A 16,605-nucleotide genomic window follows, 5' to 3' on the forward strand; every position below is an offset into this window, starting at 1 on the left:
TCTACATGTCCAGTGGACGAGCCCGGCGCACGCTGTCGTCCGTGACTCAGTCTTCCCTCGCCCCAGACACCGCCCTGGGTTCCCCCGTTCGACTGCAAGCCGTTTCCGCGGAGGGCCAGCCCGAGGTCACCCCGGCACTCGAAGAGCTGTACCGGGGCTTCGAACAGGAACTCCTCGTCCCGCTGTGGACCGAGATCGGGGACCTGATGCCGGCACACCCACGCTCGCGTGCGACCCCGTACGTGTGGCGCTGGCAACGCCTGCGGGCGCTCGCGGCACAGGCCGGTGACCTCGTCCCGGTCGGTCGCGGTGGTGAGCGCCGGGCCATCGCGCTGGCCAATCCCTCGCTGGGCGGCCGGCCGTTCGCCACGCCCACCCTGTGGGCCGCCATCCAGTACCTCATGCCCGGGGAGGACGCCCCGGAGCACCGGCACACCCAGCACGCCTTCCGGTTCGTCGTCGAGGGCGAGGGTGTGTGGACGGTCGTCGGCGGCGATCCGGTGGCCATGCGACGCGGCGACTTCCTGCCGCAGGCCGGATGGAACATGCACGCCCATCACAACGCCACCACCGAGCCGATGGCCTGGATCGACGGCCTCGACATCCCGTTCCAGTACGCGAACGAAGCCCAGTTCTTCGAGTTCGGCCGCGACGAGATCAGCGCGGCTGAGCACGCCACCCCCGACCGTTCGCGAGCCGAGCGGCTGTGGGGGCATCCAGGTCTGCGCCCGGTCTCGTCTCCCGAACCACCTTCTGGCACGCCCCTGTTGGCGTACCGCTGGGAGCACACCGACCGGGCGCTGAACGACCAACTCGCGCTGGAGGCCGAAGGCTTCACCGGCACTGTCGAGCCCGGCCACGCCGCTGTTCGGTTCAGCGACCCGTCGACCGGTGCTGACGTGCTCCCCACTCTGCGCGCCGAGATGCACCGGGTCGCGCGCGGCGCCGAGACCGCGCCGGTCCGCGAGACCGGCTCGTCGGTCTACCAGGTCTTCGACGGCTCCGGCACCGTCACCGTCGGGGAGGAGTCCTGGTCCGTGACGCGCGGCGACCTCTTCGTCGTGCCGTCCTGGCAGCCGCTGTCCGTGCGCTCCGAAGCGGGCACCAGCGACTCCGACTCCGGCGCCCTGGACCTGTTCCGCTTCAGCGACTCCCCGATCTTCGAGGCCCTCCGGCTCGATCGCACCCACGTGGAAGGAACCACCCGATGAAGCTCGCCACCCTCCGTACCGCTGGCACGACCAGGGCCGTACGGCTCGACGGCGACGCCCTGGTCGACCTCGGCGTCCCGGACGTCGGAACCCTGCTGGGCCAGGACGACTGGGCCGAGCGTGCCGCCACGACCACGGTCGCGAACGCCGAGACGTACGCCGTGGACGGCGCCGACTACGCACCCTTGGTCCCGCAGCCTTCGAAAGTGGTCTGCGTCGGACTCAACTACCGTAACCACATCCAGGAGATGGGTCGGGACCTGCCAGAACACCCCACTCTGTTCGCGAAGTTCGCCGACGCGCTGATCGGTGCGGGCGACGACATCCTCCGCCCGGAGGAGACCGACCAGTTCGACTGGGAGGTGGAGCTCGCGGTGGTCATCGGCACGCGGGTGCGCCGCGCCCGGGGCGAGGAGGCCGAACGGGCGATCGCCGGATTCACCGTGCTCAACGACATCACCTGCCGGGACTGGCAGTTCCGCACCCGTGAGTGGCTCCAGGGCAAGATGTGGGACTCCAGCACACCGGTCGGCCCCTACCTGGTCACCCCCGACGAACTGCCCGGCGGCGTTCGCCCCGCCCTGGACGTCCGGCTGACCGTCGACGGCGAGGTCATGCAGTCCGACACCACCGCCGACCTGCTCTTCGACCCGGTCGCCCTGGTCGAGTACGTTTCGACGACCACCCGCCTCAACCCCGGCGACATCATCGCCACCGGTACCCCCGGAGGCGTCGGGCACGCGCGCAAGCCGGGACGCTACCTTCTCGGCGGTGAGACGGTCGTCGCCGAGATCGGCGGCATCGGCCGTCTGGAGAACCGGGTGGTCAAGGAGAAGTCGGCCTGATGTCCCGAACCTTCGACGACGCTCGTAGCTGGGCTGAGTTCGGCACCGCCCTGTTCCTGCAAGCCGCGGACCTTGACGACGCCGGGCTGGACGCGCCGAGCGCGCTGCCCGGCTGGACCCGCAAGCACCTGGTCGCGCACGTCGCCGCCAACGCCGACGCCCTGGGCAACCTCGTCCACTGGGCAGCCACCGGCGAGCGCACGCCGATGTACACCTCCTCCGAGGAACGCGCCGCAGGCATCGAACGGGGCGCCGGGATGGTGGCCGTCGAACTGGCCACGTGGCTGCGCCGTTCCGCGGAGGCGCTGGCCGCTGCCATGGCCTCACTCGACGATGCGCAGTGGCAGTCCCTGGTCGTGACGGCGCAGGGCCGTACCGTGCCCGCGACCGAACTGCCCTGGATGCGCTCCCGGGAGGTGTGCGTCCACGCGGTCGACCTGGGCACCGGCCTGACTTTCGCCGACCTGCCCACCGGCTTCCTCGCCGCGCTCGGCTACGACGTCGTGGCCAAGCGGACCAAGGAGCACGGCCCGGCGCTGCGCCTGGAGGCAACGGACACGGCTGCTTCCTGGGAGTTGCCGGGGGAGGGGGAGCCGACCGTGCTCGCCGGTCCCGTCCATGAGATCACCGCCTACCTCACCGGACGCGAGCACGTCCTCACGGCCGTCGATGGCGGGCCCGCCCCCACCTTGACTCGCTGGCTCTGACCGCTGGGACGGGTCACATCCCAGGTGTCTCCCTCGACGGGGCTGAGCAGCTCTTCGCCGCTGTCAGGCGTGGCCTGCGCGGGACTCCATGGCCTCCACAAGTCTGCCCAGCGCCTTGAGCACCCACTCGCGATCTTCCCCGAGTCCCGCCAACAGGTCCGCCTCGGCGGCGAGTTGGCGGGGGAAGAGTTCATCGACGGCCTTGGCGCCGGGCTCGGTGATGGTGACGAGAGCGGCGCGCCGGTCGGCGGGGTTGGGGGTGCGCGCGATGAAGCCCCGCTTTTCCAGCTTGGCGAGGGTCTTGCTGACCCCGGCGCGGGACATGCCCAGGCGTTCGGCGAGGCTGCGGGCGATGACCGGATCGTCGGCATGGCGGAGGGGGATGAGCATGTCGACCTCCGGGGCGGTGAGCGGGGCACCCGCATAGAGGGGTTCGACGGAACGTCCCAGTAGGCCGTTCGCGTGTTTGAGGAGGGCGACGACCTCCATGGGGGAGGTGTCCAGCCCGGGATGGCGCTCGGCCCACCGGGCGCTCACGTCGGAGTGGGAGGAGGACATGCGGCTCGCCTTCTCATTCGCCATTTGTTAGCTGGTGAACTATCGGTTACTGTTTTTCCATGATAGCTCCGTCCCCCTCCAGTACCACCTCCGTTCCGTCCCCCGCAGGTCCCGCCTCCGCCAGGAGCCGAACCGCCGCGCTCGTCGCCGTCCTCGGCGCCCTGACCGCGGTGGCACCGCTCGCCACCGACATGTACGTGCCCGGCTTCCCCGCGATGGGTGACGCGCTCGGTGCGAGCAGCTCGGCCGTGCAGTTGACCATGACCGCGTTCCTGGCCGGGCTGGTTGTCGGCCAGCTGGTCATCGGACCGCTCAGTGACGGGCTGGGCCGGCGCCGGCTTCTGATAGCCGGGTCGGTCGGGTTCGTCCTCTTCACCCTCGCGTGCGCAGTCGCGCCCAACGTCGCCTTCCTCACCGGTGCGCGCTTCCTGCAGGGGCTGGCCGGAGCGGCCGGCATGGTGCTGGCACGTGCCGTGCTCACCGACCGGTTCCACGGCGCCGAACTCCCGCGCTACTTCGCGGTGCTGTCGCAGGTGATGGGCGTGGCCCCGATCGCGGCGCCGGTACTGGGCGGGGTGATCCTGTCCGTGTCCACCTGGCGCGCGGTGTTCGCCGTACTGGCCCTGCTCGGCATCCTGCTCCTGCTGGCCGTCATCAGGGGGGTGCCGGAGTCGCTGCCGCCCGAGCGGCGGCACAGCGGCGGGGTCGCCAGCACCTTCCGTGCGATGGGCTCGCTGCTGGCCCGCCGCACGTTCATGGGGTACGTCCTCGTCATCGCCCTTGTCTCGGCGGCGCTGTTCGCCTACATCAGCGGCTCCAGCTTCGTCTTCGAGAGCCTGCACGGGGTCTCCTCGACGACCTACTCGCTCATCTTCGCCACCAACGCCGTCGGCATGCTGATCGCCGGGGCCGTCTTCTCCCGCCTCGCCGGGCGAGGTGTACGCCTCAACACCCTGCTGTCGGTCGGTGTCGGCATCTCCCTGGTGGGGGCGCTCGCCCAGGTGGTGCTGGTCCTGGCCGTTGGGGAGAGCCTCGTGGGCACCTGGGTCACGCTGTTCGTGACGGTCAGCGGCATCGGCCTGATCTTCCCCGGCGGCATGAGCATCGGTCAGGCGGTGGGCCGGACGGCTCCCGGCGCCGCGTCCGCGCTCCTGGGCGGCCTGCAGTTCTTCCTCGGCGCCCTCGCCTCGCCCCTGGTGGGTCTGTTCGGAGAGGACAGCTCCCTGCCCATGGCGCTCATCATGCTGATCGCCGTGGCCGCGGCAGGCGTCGCCCTTGTCGGGCTTGCCCGGCCCTGGCAAGGGCACGGCGAGCCGGGTGACTCGGCGAAGCACGTCTTGGGGTAGCTCCTCTTGACCAGGAGCTGGCCGTTGGGATGAATGAAGAAGGCGTCGCCTCGTGCGGGATCGTTCGTGGAGGGGGCGGGGAGAGGGGAACAGCCGCAGCCGGCACGAATTGGTCGCCTGTCCTGCAGGTGCGCCGGTTCTCCATGACGTCGCGAGATGGAAGCGTGCTGCGGAGCACAAAGCAGGTGTCGCTGTCGTGGGGGCGGCTCATTCTGATTCGGTCAACGCAGCGATGCGATCGAGGCTGCGGCGCATGGCCTCACGTGCCGGCCGGCGGCCGAGGACGACGAACCCACGCAGCGGCTCTTCGCTCAGATCCCAACTCTCGCGAACCAGGGTGGTGTCGCCATCCGGCTCGAACTCATAGCGCCAGATCCGGCCGCCGAACATGAAGCGCCATTTGGCGCAGTCCTTGTGCGGCCGAGCCTGCCAGGCGAACCGCTCACCGGGCACGGCTTCGACGACAGTGCTCGTCATGGCGTACTTGCCACGGAGGTCCATGTCCATGCTGAACCAGTCGCCGCGACTGAGCGGCCGGACCGGCGAGCTGATGTCGAACGCCTTGACCAAACTGCCTGAGCCGTCGAAGTCCTTGTGGCGTGCGGGGTCGCCGACCAACGCGTAGATCCGGTCGACGGGGGCGGCGATGCGGCGTTCGACTGACTCCACCCAGCGGCTCATGATCGGAGCCTACTGAATTGGTCACACCCTCGGAAAGGGAATGCCTGATTGCTACTACAGAGCCACGGGCCGGCGCCCGCACTGGCCGATTACCGAGTGCGTGCCCGCGCCGTCGCTGGTCGAATGCGTCACGGACCAAGGCCTGCTGCCGCACAGCTCTCGCTCGCCGCCGAACTGTGATGACTGAGGGCGAGAGCAACGTCGGTTGAGTGAACTCGCCGGGGCGCTGCTGCCGTTCCGGTGTGCGGACCGGATTGGGTGGAGCTGCCCGGAGCCTGCCGCTCGTCCCGGACACCGCTCGGCATATGGAGGGGTCAGGATCCGGCCCTCGGCCGCGAGCTTGGCCGCCACATCGTGGCGCAGAGTGTCCAGGGTGACGAGCAGCAGATCGTGACTGCCAACCATCTGGTTCGTCTTTGACTCAGCCAGCGGTACCGCGGGGCACCTCTTGATTTGCGGTGCCGTGGGTCACGGCCGCAACCTTGGGCGGTGTACGTGTCTCCCCTAGGCGTTGTTGCCGTCAAGGCCGGTCAGCCGCAGCAGCAGATCACCGAAGGAGTTGACCTCACCGACCGCGAACCGTCGCCCCCCGGTGGTGGGAAGCAGATCGACACCCACGCACAGCGTCCAGGGAATGCAGGCGGCGGCCTGCTCGGCGAGGACCGGCACATCACCGGCCCAATCCGCCCCCGTCGCCGCGGTGGCGGCCCGGGCTGCGGCCAGATCATCGGGTACGCCACCGAGGTGGAGGCTGGCCATCCGGGATCGGCTCGCGCGGACAACGGCATGAGTGGCCCGGCCGCCGACCACGACGACCCGCTGGTCGGCGGAGCGGCCGGAGCGTGCCGCGTTGGGCAGCCGACGCTCGATGTGAAGCCCGTCCAGAGCGAGGGCGTCGACGATCGCCACGATGTCCGTCTCCCTGGAGCATCCGCGCACTCGCAGGCAGTTGAAGAGCTTGCCCTCCGGCGTGAGCCAACGGAGGTGACCGCACGGAACAAGCTGGGACCAGCCGCCGTGGTGGCAAGCAGGCCGGAGGCCGGCGAGCCGTGCGCGAGTTTCACGAACACGCGCCGCACTCCCTTGTAGGAGAGCAGCGCCGCTCGTACGTCGTCTCAGCCATCGACCCGTAGGGCGTCGGGACCCGAGGGAGCGATGGCGGGTTCGCGGCCCCGGCCGTGCTCAGCACGCCATGGCACAGCCGCTTGTCGATCGTCTCGGCGAGTTCGGCCGGATCGTCCAGCAGGGGGCGCCCGCCTCCCGCGCGTCGGCCGCGACATCTCGTACGGCGCCGGTGAACCGTGCGTACGAGCGGCCCCCACGCTCTACTCGCGTGGGGTTGCCGGAGTCGCTCCACCTCCTCGTCGTTACCCGGCGAGTCGATCCGTACGGTCTTGCCGGGCTCGAACCGCGCACGGTCGCGGGGCACATCACGCCAGGCCGGCAGCCGGAACACGGGCGGTCCGGCCTCCCATGCAGCGGCGGAGAACATCGTCACCCGACGGGGTTCCGGATCGCCGACAACCCCCAAGCGGGGGCTCGCCCCGGCCGCCGCGCGAGAACCTGCTCGCGCAGCGGCCGTGGCGGCCTATTCGGAGATGGCGACGGAGCGCTCCTGGTCCGGGCCCATCGTTGAGGACAGGTCGACCTCGACCCCGTTCGGTTCCAATGCCTCGCGGACCCGGCGCACGGCCTCCGCAGTCAGATAGTTGTGCTGGAGGTCGAGCCGGGACAGATGAGTTAGCGACTGCCCGTCGAGCAGGGCGTCGGCGCCCGCGTCGGAGAGCGTGCCATGGGAGAGGCTGAGAGAGTCGAGCCGGGCCACCACGGGGGCTCTGGCGACGGCGGCGGCGATCTCGTCCTGGAATTCGCTATTCCGGATGCCCAGATGGCGCAGGGCCGGGAAGCGACCGCCGGCGAGCAGCGGCTCGAGGTCGTCGAGGGTCGTACCCGCGCCCCATTCCTCGGCACCCAGCCAGACCTCCAGGTGTTCCAGGGCGGGTAGTTCGCTGCCCGCGATCCCTTGGACGACTACCTTCGGCAGCCCGCCCGACTCGAACCTGAGATCACGCACCTTGTCGTGCCGTACGGGTCTCAGCGCCACGCCGAAGTTGCCACGGACGGTAAGGTACTCCAGCTGGGGGAACGCCTCCAGGACGGGCGTGACATCGGCCATGTAGCCCAGGGACGGCCGCTCCCGTTCACCGATGAAGAGGGCGCGCAGGCTAGTCATCTGTGACGCGTCGTCCGTCAGGAGCCCGAGCACGGGCTCCAGATACAGGCTCTCTTCGTACTGGTCTCCGTAGGACCACCAGTCGCTGATGACCAGAGCCTCGACCGTGCCGAGGTCGAAGGTTTCCTTGAACTCCTGCCATATCTCGGAGAACGGGGCGTCGTTTTCCCAGTGTCTGCGCAGGCGAACTGCCTCGCCGGACTCGTCGACGTCATTCCAGTCGAAGTAGTACCCAGCGAAAACAGTCACGTCCTCGAAGAACATGGGTTGCTCATTTCATTCAACTTCTTTGTCAGTGAGGGGTGTTCACTCGGAGGCTACGGTGCAGGGGAAGAACCGCGCGAACACGGGCACCTATTGGTCGGTTCCCCCACCCGGCTCTTCACATGACAACAACTGCGTCCTTCCCGCCGTCCACGGTCAGTGTTGCTCCGTTGACGTACGACGCCTGGGGTGACACCAGGAGCCGGATCACGTTGGCGACCTCTTCGGCGTCTCCGCCACGTCCGGCGGGCAGCGAGGCGAGGTAGGTCTCGAACATGTCACGGATGCCTTCGTTCACCGGGGTGAGGATGAAGCCGGGATCGACGGAGTTGATCCGGACGCCTGGGGACCGTACTCCGCGGTCCACGACTTGGTCATCATGGACGACGCCGCCTTTGATGCCTGGAAGGCGGCGGTGCCGGCAGTGGCCATCGACATGCTCGGGCTCCCCACGTTCACAATGGCCCCGGCCACGCTCGGCCATGGCCGGATCGAGCTCGTTTCAGGCCCGGGGGTTCGTCTCGTCGGCGTCGAACCTGCGCACCTCGTTGCGTATGCGCGGGCCCCACTTGGTGAGGAGCGCCGTGATTTCCGGTGTGGCCACGTGCCGATCGAGGGCCTCCTGGGAGGCCCACTGTTCGAGCACCGTCACGGTGCCGGTCGCCGCGTCCTCCACGCAGAACGAGATCATCACGTTTCCCGGGTTCGCCGCGGCGAGCGGGTACGACGTCGCCCGTGCCTCGGCTATGAACGTCTCCACGTCCTCGGCGGGGACGTGGACCCGGCCGGCGATGATGACGGTCGTACGGGCGTCATCCTGGGTCTTGTTTGGCGAACTCATCGTTCTTCCTTGTCCTTCGTGTCGGGTCAGGCGGTGTGCTGGTAGGCGGGGTAGGTGAGATAGCCCGTGTCACCGCCCTGGTAGAAGGTGTCCGGGTCGGCGGGCGCGAGGGGCAGGCCGGTGCGGAGCCGTTCCACCAGGTCGGGGTTGGCGAGGAAGGCGCGGCCGAAGCTGATGAGGTCGGCGCCCAGACCGAGCCAGTGGTCGGCGGCGGCCCGGTCGGTCTGCTTCGGGCCCATCGGCATCACCGGGTTCACGACGAGGCTGCCCGGCCAGGCGCGGCGCAGTCCGACCAGCACCTCCTCTGCGGCTGTTGCCGTCAGGTGCACGTAGGCGAGGTCGAAGCGGGCGAGTTCTGCGAGCAGGGCTCCGTACAACTCTGGCACCTCTTTCTCCTCGATGCCCCAGAAAGTGCCGCCGGGGGAGAGCCTGATCGCGGTGCGTGCCGCGCCCACGGCGTCCACCGTGGCGGCGACCGCTTCGATGGCGAAGCGGATGCGGTGGGCGATCGGGCCACCGTAGGAGTCGGTGCGGAGGTTGGCGTTAGACGACAGGAACTGTGAGATCAAGTAGCCGTTCGCGCCGTGCAGTTCGACGCCGTCGAAGCCCGCGTCGACGGCGCGCCGGGCGGCATCGGCGTACGAACGGGCCTGCTCGGGCACCTCGGAGAGTTCCAGGGCACGGGGGACCGGCGCGGGCTGCGGCCCCGTCGGGGTGAACACCTCGCCCACGGCGGCGATAGCGGAGGGCCCGACCGGCTGCAGCCCGGTGGTGTCGGGATGCGAGACCCGGCCGCCGTGCATGACCTGGGCGAAGACGCGCCCGCCGTTGGTGTGCACGGCGTCGGTGACGGACTGCCAGGAGGCCACCTGTTCATCGGTGTGGAGCCCCGGGGTGCCAGGGTTGGACTGTCCGACCAGGTTGGGCTGCACCCCCTCGGTGACGATCAGTCCGGCGCTGGCCCGCTGGGCGTAGTAGGCCGCCATGGACGGGGTGGCGAGACCCCCGGCCGCGGCCCGGACCCGGGACATCGGGGCCATCACGATTCGGTTGGGCAGCTCCAGACCGCCGAGGCGGTGGCGGTCGAACAGCGTGGTCATGCAGGAACTCCTAAATATGCGTCGAAGACCCGGGGGAAGTGGGCCCGACCAGTACGCTAAAACCTGACATCAATGTGAGATGCAAGCCCTGGGACCCAGGTCACAGTCGGGAGGGTGAGATGCGGATCGGCGAACTCGCGGCGCGCACCGGAGTGAGTGTCCGTTCACTGCGCTACTACGAGGAGCAGGGACTGCTCGTCAGCACCCGCAGCGGCGGCGGGCAGCGGCATTACACGGAGGACGACATCGATCGGGTCGACTTCATCCAGCGCCTGTACGTGGCCGGACTGTCCAGCCGCACCATCATGGAACTGATGCCGTGCCGCGACGCGCCCAGCGATGAGAACTCCGACTCCGCGCTGGAACGCATGGCCCAGGAGCGCGACAGGCTCTCCACCCACATCAAGGAGCTGCTGCGCACTCGTGATTCGCTCGACGGCCTGATCGCTGCGGCCCGGGCCGACCGTGACGGCCGCCGGACCGCCGCATGAGCTGTTCGGTGCTTTTGTGCGGTGCCGTACTGCCGCACAAAAGCACCGGGAGTGTCGAGAAGTTACTCAGGCGAGGAAGTCGGTAGTGACCTTCGTGAACCAGCGCGGATCCTCCTCGGCGATGAAGTGCCCCGTTGACGAGACCTCGCTGTGCAGGCTTTTCGTGTGAGAGCTCAGCGCTTCGGCGGCGGCTGTGCCGGAGTGGGCGCTGCCGACGGTCAGGACGGGCATGGGCAGTGGGCGGTCGGCCAGCAGAGCACGGTTCTCCCGGCCGTCCTCAAAGAGCGTGCGGTAGTGCTCGAAGCCGCCGCGAAGCCGGTCCCGTCCGGTATACGAGTCCGCGTACGCGACGAGGTCGTCGGGGCTGAAGGTGCCGGGGTTGGACAAGGCGGTGAAGGTGGCTGTGATGAACTCCAGTTCGTGCCCGTCGAAGAGCGTCTCCGGGATGTGGGGGGTCATGAAGAAGCCGAAGTGCCACATGCCGCCCTCGGCGACGTTCATCGCCTCCTCCAGGCCGAGCCCCGGCAGAAGCGCATCGACCAGGATGAGCCGGTCGATGTCGTCGGGGTAGGCGGCTGCCCATGCCAGGGCGACCATCGCGCCGATGTCGTGACCGGCCACAGCTACTGGACCGGAGCGGTCGAGCTCTTTGAGGATGCCCCGCATGTCACGTGCCTGGTTGGTCTTTGTGTAACCGGTCTCGGGGCGATCGCTGGCTCCGGTGCCCCGCAGGTCGGGTACCACCACGGTGTGCCGCTTGGCGAGGTCCGGCATGACGCGTGCCCAGGCGCGTGAGGTCTGCGGCCAACCGTGGAGCAGAACCAGAACCGGGCCCGTGCCGCCGACAGCGACGGAGAGATGGGTGCCGTTGGTCGAGATCCGGCGGATCTCGAAGCTCTCCGGAACCCAGTCGAACGTGCTCATGAACGCCTTCTTTCCGTGTACGAGTGAAGGTGAGTGATGCGCTGGGCCTGAGAAGTGCGGTGTCCGTCACGTGCTGTGGGCGGCGAGTTCCCGCAGGCTTGCCGCACCGATCGTGGTCAGCATGTCGGTGTGCTCGGGGCGCCAGCCCAGTTCCTGCTGCGCGCGCACCGCACGCAGTCGGCTGGAGGCCGCCATGATGAGGGCCCCGAACTCGCCCCACACCAAGGCCGCCTCCTGCGGTGTGACGCTGCGGATGTCGCAGCCGAGATCGCTTGCGACCCTCTCCGCGATCCAGCGATTGGGCGCTTCCCCGGCCACGGCGTGGTACAGCCCTCCCGCGCGTCCTGCTTCCAGAGCGAGGGTGAACAGGCGGATCACGTCGTCGATGTGGACGTGGCTGTAGGTGTTCAGCCCCGGCCCGACGTAACAGGCCGCGCCGGTCGCGGCGACCGACTGGTAGATCATCGGCACGTGACCGTGGTCGCCCGGGCCCCAGATGACACCGGGGCGGACGACCATGGCCCGCAGCCCGCCGGACGCGGCGGCCAGGATGGTGTCCTCGGCGGCCTTGCGGGAGACCGCCAAGGGTTCGACGACGAAAGGGTCGTGCTCGGCGAAACTGTCCTGGCTCCACGCGCCCGCGGTGCGCTGTAGCAGTACACCGCTCCCGGAGAGGAAGACCAACGTCTTGCCCGTTCCCGCCAGGGCGCGGGTGAGCCTGTCGACCGTCGCTGTCTCGAGTGCCGGGTCGGCTTGGGCTGCGTAGAGGACGGCATCGGCCCGCAGGGCCGCGTCGATCGTGGCCGAGCGCCGGGAATCCAGGTCTGCGGCGACAGGGGTGATTCCATCGGCGGCGAGCGCGATGTCGGCGGACTCGGTGCGGGCCAGGCCTGTGACCAGGTGGCCGCGGGCCGCCAGGTGGCGTGCGAGGGTGCCACCGACGAAGCCTGTGGCACCGATGACGAAGACGTTCACGACTCCATGCCTCAGCTGGGCAGAGTGCTGAGCTCGCCGCCGTCGGCGAACAGGATGGAGCCGTTGACGTAGCTGCTGGCCGGGCCGACCAGGAACGAGACGATGTCGGCGATCTCGCTCGGTTCGCCCGCCCGTCCGCGCGCGTTGGTCTTGTCCAGAGCCGCGATGTGCTCACCGAGCATCGCCGAGGTGCCCTCTGTACGCACCGGGCCGGGAGACACCGAGTTGACACGCACACCGGAAGGCCCGAACTCGGTGGCCCAGTAGCGGGTGAGGACCTCCACCCCGGCCTTGGAGGCACCGTAGGCCGCTCCGATGGGAGCGGGCACACGCGCCGCACTCGACCCGATCAGCACGATCGATCCCCGTCCGCGCTGGACCATGCCGGGCGCCAGCGCACCGACCAGCAGGAACGGGGCCCGCGTGTTGACCGCGACCTGCCGGTCGAAACTCGCGGCATTCGTCGCGGAGGTCGGCGCGAACTCGTACAGGCCCGCGTTGCTCACCAGAATGTCCACGTCGCCGGCGCGCGAAGCCAGCCGCAGCGTGTCCTCGGCATCGGTGAGATCGGCGGCGATGAACCGGGCGGTGCCGCCTTCGGCTGCGATCTCCTTCACCAGAGCCTCGCCGCGACCTCGGTCACGCCCGTGCGCCACGACCTCGACGCCCTGCCGGGCCAGGCTGTGTGCGATGGCCTTGCCGATGCCCGACGTCGCTCCGGTCACCAGTGCGGTGCTGCTCTGCAAGGCAGTGCTGATGTTCATTGCAATCCCTCGTGCCGTTGTCATGACGCGTCAGCGTGCGGACCACACGCGCAGCGCCCCTGCTCCATCAACTATGCACAACAGATGTTCTGTCCACAAGAACATCTGCTGGGTAGCTCTTAGGTGCTACATTGGACGGGTGAGCGCACCGACTTCCGAAAACGACAAGCGGCGCGGCAAGACCGAGGACCTGGCGCTGGAGACCGATCTGGGCTGGGCGATCCGCATGGTCTCCGCCGCGTTCAGCCGTGTCGCCACCGAATCCGTCTCCCAGCTGCCCGGGGGGCCGCGCGGCTACCTCGTACTGGTCGCCCTGGCCGGCGGCGAGCCGCCCTCACAGCTCGCTCTCGCCAAGGAGGTCAGCCTGGACCGCACCGTGATGACCTACCTGCTCGACGACCTCGAAGCACAGGGGCTCATCACTCGAAGGCCCGATCCTCGTGACCGACGTGCACGTCAGGTCCTTCTCACCGACGCCGGACGCGCCCGGCTCAAGCAGGTACGACAGGGCCTGTCCGCCGCCGAAGCGCGTCTCCTCGCCGATCTGAGCGACGAAGACGCCGAAGACCTGCGCACCCTTCTCTCCCGCGTCGCGCGGACCGCCCAGCGGGAGTCGATCGCCCCTGAAGAAGCCGACTGTTGAGAAGCAGGCTCCACGCATTGCGAGCCGGTGACGTCGACCCAAGGGACCGACATCTTCGCCATGCCCCGCACGTCGGCCGACCGGCTGCACTCCCGGCCCAACGGAACTTCCACGTTGCGCATGCCGATGGTCTTCGGCCGCGCGACCCACAGGAGGAGGACCTGGCGCCTGGCTTTTGTATGCGGGTCAGCGTGGGAAGCCGGCCGCTCGGGCAGCGGCGACCGCACGCTGTTTTCGCCTGCTCGGTGTACCGCATCACCACCGATGCGTCCTTGTGGCTGACAGTTGGTAGGGACCGTTGTCCGTGACAGCCGTTACGCACACAGTCGTGGACGGGGCTGGGAGGGCCGTCGAGATGGTGGACGACCAACTCGCACTGTGCACCGACCGGCAGCACTCGCCGAACACGCTGCAAGTGCGTGCGTTCGACCTGAAGGAACCAGTTCGCCGACCGGTTGCACCGCCGGGTCAAGCCTGGCGCGGGAGGCATCGACAGTGAAGCGCGTGCCGAACAGCGTCTACATGTTCTACGAGTTCCCCCTGTCGCGCCGCGACTTCACCGCGAGTGCACCGAACCGGCTGTGGGTCACCGATTTGACGATGATCGCGACCGATGGGGGTCTGTTTCGGAGACTCGGACGACGATGACTTGAAACCCCGTCAACCCGTTCTGGCCATCTGATCAGTGCTTCCCGCACGCCGAGGGATGCTCATCAGGGCAAACGCACCAGCAGCATTGCTACGGGACGGGTAGGCAATGTCTGCCGTCGGCTGTCCTGGATTCAGCTCTGCTGGAAGATAATCACTTCGCGGCTGTAGAGGGCGAAGGAACGGGACGAGTCGTAGCAGTCGTCGTTCTCGGCGGAATGTTGACGCAGGGCCCGCTCGTACGATGGGAAGTGGGTCAGCGCCTCGTCCGGGGAGTCGTAGTAGAGGGTGGTGATCCCTGCGTACGCGGGTTCGCCCCCGCCGCCGAAGTGGCGCAGTGCCTTCTCGGCCCCGTGCGCCTGCCGGTACTGGACACAGCCGCGCAACGCCTTGGCGTGTGATTCCTGTTCGGCCAGGGCCGCCTCATGGGCGGCGCGCCACCGCTTGTCGAAGTCGTCCGGGCCCGGTCCCTCCGGCATGCGCAGGAAGTGGAGAACCTTCACGGGGCCGTCGTCCTCGCTGGACGTGGGCGGTGGTACGAGTACCACGGGGCGGGTCAGCAGGGCCAGTGCGCTGGGCAGGTCGTTGAAGTTGGCGCCGTCGGGGCCGATGACCTCGCGCGAGTACGGGTCGGACATCGTGGCGGCCAGCGCCTCCATGTCCTCGAAGTGCAGTTCGGTTACGGAGTCCCGGCCGAACTCGGTCAGGTAGGCAGGGTCTTCCTCGGTGCCGAACGACGAGTCGAAGACGTGGTTCTGGATGTAGCGGCTGATCCGGAGAGGATTCGCGGCGGCCAGAGAGCCGTGCACGTGCTGGAGGTAGTGCAGGTATGCCTGGTGTGTCATTCCCGGCTTGCGGCGGATGGCGGCGATCAGGTTCAGCATCTTCTCTCCTTGGAACTGGTGCGATCGGCATCGCGGGGTCTGCCCTCGATGCCGATCACGGTGTGTCCGTGTGTGGCGTGGTGTGTCAGAGGGCCGTTTGCTCGGTCGGTTCCGGCGCGGTGCTCGTGCGGCGTCGCCGGGCGGCGGCACCGAGTACGGCGGCGGCGACCGCCCCGGCGAGGGCGAGCACGCCCATCGCGCCCGCCAGGCCGCCGACGGCGGAGCTGAGCGCGAGTGCCACGAGCGGGCTGATGAACTGGCCGACGAAGAAGGAGCCCGTCCACAGGCCGGTGCCGCGTCCGCGGTCGGCGTAGTCGAGCTTCGACATGGCCAGGGTGAGCAGGCTCGGCAGCATGATCCCGCTGCCGAGGCCGGTGATCACGGCCCCGGTGGTCAGGATGACGGGGTTGGGGGCGAGCCAGACCACCGCGAAGCCGAGGGCGCACAGGCCGAACACCGTGGGCATCCAGACTTGCGGACTCCGGCCGGCCTTGGTGAAGACGACGGCGCCGATCACGATCGCGGCGCTGGAGACGGCGGTGGCCAGTCCGATCACGGCGGGGTCGGTGATGCCCATGTCGTCGAGGAGGAAGGACATCTCGACCTGGAGGGTGTAGAAGAGGACGGCTCCGAAGACGGTCAGCGCGCATGTCCCGGCCAGCGGCCGCCAGGGGAACGGCCGCTTGACCGGCTCCCCGGCGGTGGGGGAGGGCGCGTTCACGGGGGTGGTGGGTCCGGGCTTGGGCAGGAAGGCGGCCATGGCGGGGGCGAGCAGGAGGCTCACGGCGTAGGCCCAGAACGGGGCCCGCCAGCCGGCTGAGCCGACCGCGCCGCCCAGGACGAAGAAGGCCGTCGCGGAGATCGACGCGCACATCGTCTGCAGGGCGAGGCAGCGGTCGCGTTGCCGGCCGGAGTAGTAGTCGCCGATCAGGGTCGTGCAGCAGGTCATGATGGCGGCTTCGGCGACACCGACGAGGGCGCGGCTGGCGACGATCGCGCCCAGGGAGTCCAGCCACAGCGGAGCGGTGCCGAGGAAGGCGTAGATCACGGTGGCGACGACGAGCAGGCGTTTGCGGCCGATCCGGTCGACGATCACGCCGGCGAAGGGGGCCAGCAGTGCCAGGGACAGGGCGGGGACGGTCAGGGCCATCGGCACCAGCGCGTCCACGCCCGGCACATCGGCGAAGTGGTCGCGCATCTGCGGCAGGACCGGGGCGATGAGCACGGCGCCCAGGATGGGCAGACAGCTGCCGGCCATCAGCAGGGTGATGCGAAGCCGATGGCCTGCCCCGGACGTGGTCGCGACGGCGGGGGCGTCCTCGACGGCGGCGGGGGAGGGGGACGGGGGCATGGGTGCAGGCATGCGAAACTCCACCTGGCGTGTAGGGAGGGGACGGGGGCGGCCGTCTCGGTGAGGCCGCCCCGGCGTCCCGGGCAGGGTCGGTGAGTGATACGCGCCGATGACTGCCATGGCGTCGCGAAGGGCCGGC

Annotated in this window: 18 protein-coding genes and 1 pseudogene; 6 read left to right on the forward strand and 13 right to left on the reverse strand. The window is 69.0% G+C overall.

Translation table 11 applies throughout. The features are described from left to right. The first annotated feature begins 41 nt into the window (after positions 1 to 41). Genes ACIRF9_RS19160 through ACIRF9_RS19170 form a run of 3 tightly spaced genes read left to right on the forward strand, consistent with a single transcriptional unit; the run spans position 42 to position 2,763 of the window. On the forward strand, positions 42 to 1,211 hold the full coding sequence (locus ACIRF9_RS19160) for a cupin domain-containing protein (protein ID WP_403823135.1): 1,170 nt from the start codon (positions 42 to 44) through the stop codon (positions 1,209 to 1,211). Next, the gene (locus ACIRF9_RS19165) at positions 1,208 to 2,056 is read left to right on the forward strand and encodes a fumarylacetoacetate hydrolase family protein (protein WP_403823137.1); all 849 of its coding nucleotides are present in this window, start codon (positions 1,208 to 1,210) and stop codon (positions 2,054 to 2,056) included. Before ACIRF9_RS19160 ends, ACIRF9_RS19165 begins: the two co-directional genes overlap by 4 nt. Further along, positions 2,056 to 2,763 carry a maleylpyruvate isomerase family mycothiol-dependent enzyme gene (locus ACIRF9_RS19170; protein ID WP_242762069.1) on the forward strand — a complete coding sequence of 236 codons (708 nt, stop codon included), beginning with the start codon at positions 2,056 to 2,058 and terminating at the stop codon, positions 2,761 to 2,763. Before ACIRF9_RS19165 ends, ACIRF9_RS19170 begins: the two co-directional genes overlap by 1 nt. Before the next feature lie 63 nt (positions 2,764 to 2,826). Here the strand turns inward: ACIRF9_RS19170 and ACIRF9_RS19175 are convergent, their stop codons facing one another. Beyond that, entirely contained in the window at positions 2,827 to 3,345 is a 519-nt protein-coding gene (locus ACIRF9_RS19175) for a MarR family winged helix-turn-helix transcriptional regulator (RefSeq protein ID WP_242762068.1), read from the reverse strand. A 35-nt stretch (positions 3,346 to 3,380) separates the two neighbouring features. On the opposite strand from ACIRF9_RS19175, the gene ACIRF9_RS19180 reads away from it, so the two are divergent. Further along, the gene (locus tag ACIRF9_RS19180; protein WP_403823141.1) at positions 3,381 to 4,667 is read left to right on the forward strand and encodes a multidrug effflux MFS transporter; all 1,287 of its coding nucleotides are present in this window, start codon (positions 3,381 to 3,383) and stop codon (positions 4,665 to 4,667) included. Between the two features lie 207 nt (positions 4,668 to 4,874). On the opposite strand, the gene ACIRF9_RS19185 is transcribed toward ACIRF9_RS19180, so the two are convergent. The 7 genes and pseudogenes from ACIRF9_RS19185 to ACIRF9_RS19215 form a co-directional block, all read right to left on the reverse strand. Beyond that, positions 4,875 to 5,348: an SRPBCC family protein gene (locus tag ACIRF9_RS19185; protein ID WP_242762064.1), complete on the reverse strand. Its 474-nt coding sequence runs from the start codon at positions 5,346 to 5,348 to the stop codon at positions 4,875 to 4,877. Between the two features lie 257 nt (positions 5,349 to 5,605). Next, positions 5,606 to 5,753, reverse strand: a pseudogene (locus tag ACIRF9_RS19190) (metalloenzyme domain-containing protein); the annotation flags it as partial. A 99-nt stretch (positions 5,754 to 5,852) separates the two neighbouring features. Next, entirely contained in the window at positions 5,853 to 6,257 is a 405-nt protein-coding gene (locus tag ACIRF9_RS19195) for a hypothetical protein (RefSeq protein WP_403823145.1), read from the reverse strand. Between the two features lie 679 nt (positions 6,258 to 6,936). Then, positions 6,937 to 7,845 carry an STM4015 family protein gene (locus tag ACIRF9_RS19200; protein ID WP_403823148.1) on the reverse strand — a complete coding sequence of 303 codons (909 nt, stop codon included), beginning with the start codon at positions 7,843 to 7,845 and terminating at the stop codon, positions 6,937 to 6,939. Positions 7,846 to 7,963: 118 nt separating this feature from the next. Continuing rightward, positions 7,964 to 8,329 (reverse strand): SDR family oxidoreductase, encoded by a 366-nt coding sequence (locus ACIRF9_RS19205; protein WP_278195739.1) that lies wholly within the window; start codon positions 8,327 to 8,329, stop codon positions 7,964 to 7,966. Positions 8,330 to 8,347: 18 nt separating this feature from the next. Beyond that, positions 8,348 to 8,686: a putative quinol monooxygenase gene (locus ACIRF9_RS19210; protein WP_403823153.1), complete on the reverse strand. Its 339-nt coding sequence runs from the start codon at positions 8,684 to 8,686 to the stop codon at positions 8,348 to 8,350. A gap of 26 nt (positions 8,687 to 8,712) precedes the next feature. Then, positions 8,713 to 9,786 (reverse strand): alkene reductase, encoded by a 1,074-nt coding sequence (locus ACIRF9_RS19215; RefSeq protein ID WP_403823156.1) that lies wholly within the window; start codon positions 9,784 to 9,786, stop codon positions 8,713 to 8,715. 119 nt (positions 9,787 to 9,905) lie between these two features. On the opposite strand from ACIRF9_RS19215, the gene ACIRF9_RS19220 reads away from it, so the two are divergent. Further along, the gene (locus ACIRF9_RS19220; RefSeq protein ID WP_403823159.1) at positions 9,906 to 10,277 is read left to right on the forward strand and encodes a MerR family transcriptional regulator; all 372 of its coding nucleotides are present in this window, start codon (positions 9,906 to 9,908) and stop codon (positions 10,275 to 10,277) included. Between the two features lie 66 nt (positions 10,278 to 10,343). On the opposite strand, the gene ACIRF9_RS19225 is transcribed toward ACIRF9_RS19220, so the two are convergent. From ACIRF9_RS19225 to ACIRF9_RS19235, 3 genes are all read right to left on the reverse strand, one after another. Continuing rightward, a complete protein-coding gene (locus ACIRF9_RS19225) occupies positions 10,344 to 11,201 on the reverse strand; it encodes an alpha/beta fold hydrolase (RefSeq protein ID WP_403823162.1) in 858 nt (285 codons plus the stop codon). Positions 11,202 to 11,267: 66 nt separating this feature from the next. Then, positions 11,268 to 12,176, reverse strand: coding sequence for an NAD-dependent epimerase/dehydratase family protein (locus ACIRF9_RS19230; protein WP_403823165.1), 909 nt, complete (start codon positions 12,174 to 12,176; stop codon positions 11,268 to 11,270). An 11-nt stretch (positions 12,177 to 12,187) separates the two neighbouring features. Next, the gene (locus ACIRF9_RS19235) at positions 12,188 to 12,940 is read right to left on the reverse strand and encodes an SDR family NAD(P)-dependent oxidoreductase (RefSeq protein WP_403823168.1); all 753 of its coding nucleotides are present in this window, start codon (positions 12,938 to 12,940) and stop codon (positions 12,188 to 12,190) included. 139 nt (positions 12,941 to 13,079) lie between these two features. Between ACIRF9_RS19235 and ACIRF9_RS19240 the strand changes: the two genes are divergently transcribed. Next, positions 13,080 to 13,583, forward strand: coding sequence for a MarR family winged helix-turn-helix transcriptional regulator (locus ACIRF9_RS19240; protein WP_403823171.1), 504 nt, complete (start codon positions 13,080 to 13,082; stop codon positions 13,581 to 13,583). Between the two features lie 782 nt (positions 13,584 to 14,365). Here ACIRF9_RS19240 and ACIRF9_RS19245 read toward each other — a convergent pair. Both ACIRF9_RS19245 and ACIRF9_RS19250 read right to left on the reverse strand, forming a co-directional pair. Then, positions 14,366 to 15,115, reverse strand: a complete 750-nt coding sequence (locus tag ACIRF9_RS19245; RefSeq protein WP_403823173.1) for an EthD domain-containing protein — start codon at positions 15,113 to 15,115, stop codon at positions 14,366 to 14,368. A gap of 85 nt (positions 15,116 to 15,200) precedes the next feature. After that, a complete protein-coding gene (locus ACIRF9_RS19250) occupies positions 15,201 to 16,478 on the reverse strand; it encodes an MFS transporter (protein WP_403823176.1) in 1,278 nt (425 codons plus the stop codon). Positions 16,479 to 16,605 lie beyond the last annotated feature (127 nt).

It is taken from the genome of Streptomyces sp. NPDC096132 (assembly GCF_044763345.1).
Lineage (GTDB): Bacteria > Actinomycetota > Actinomycetes > Streptomycetales > Streptomycetaceae > Streptomyces.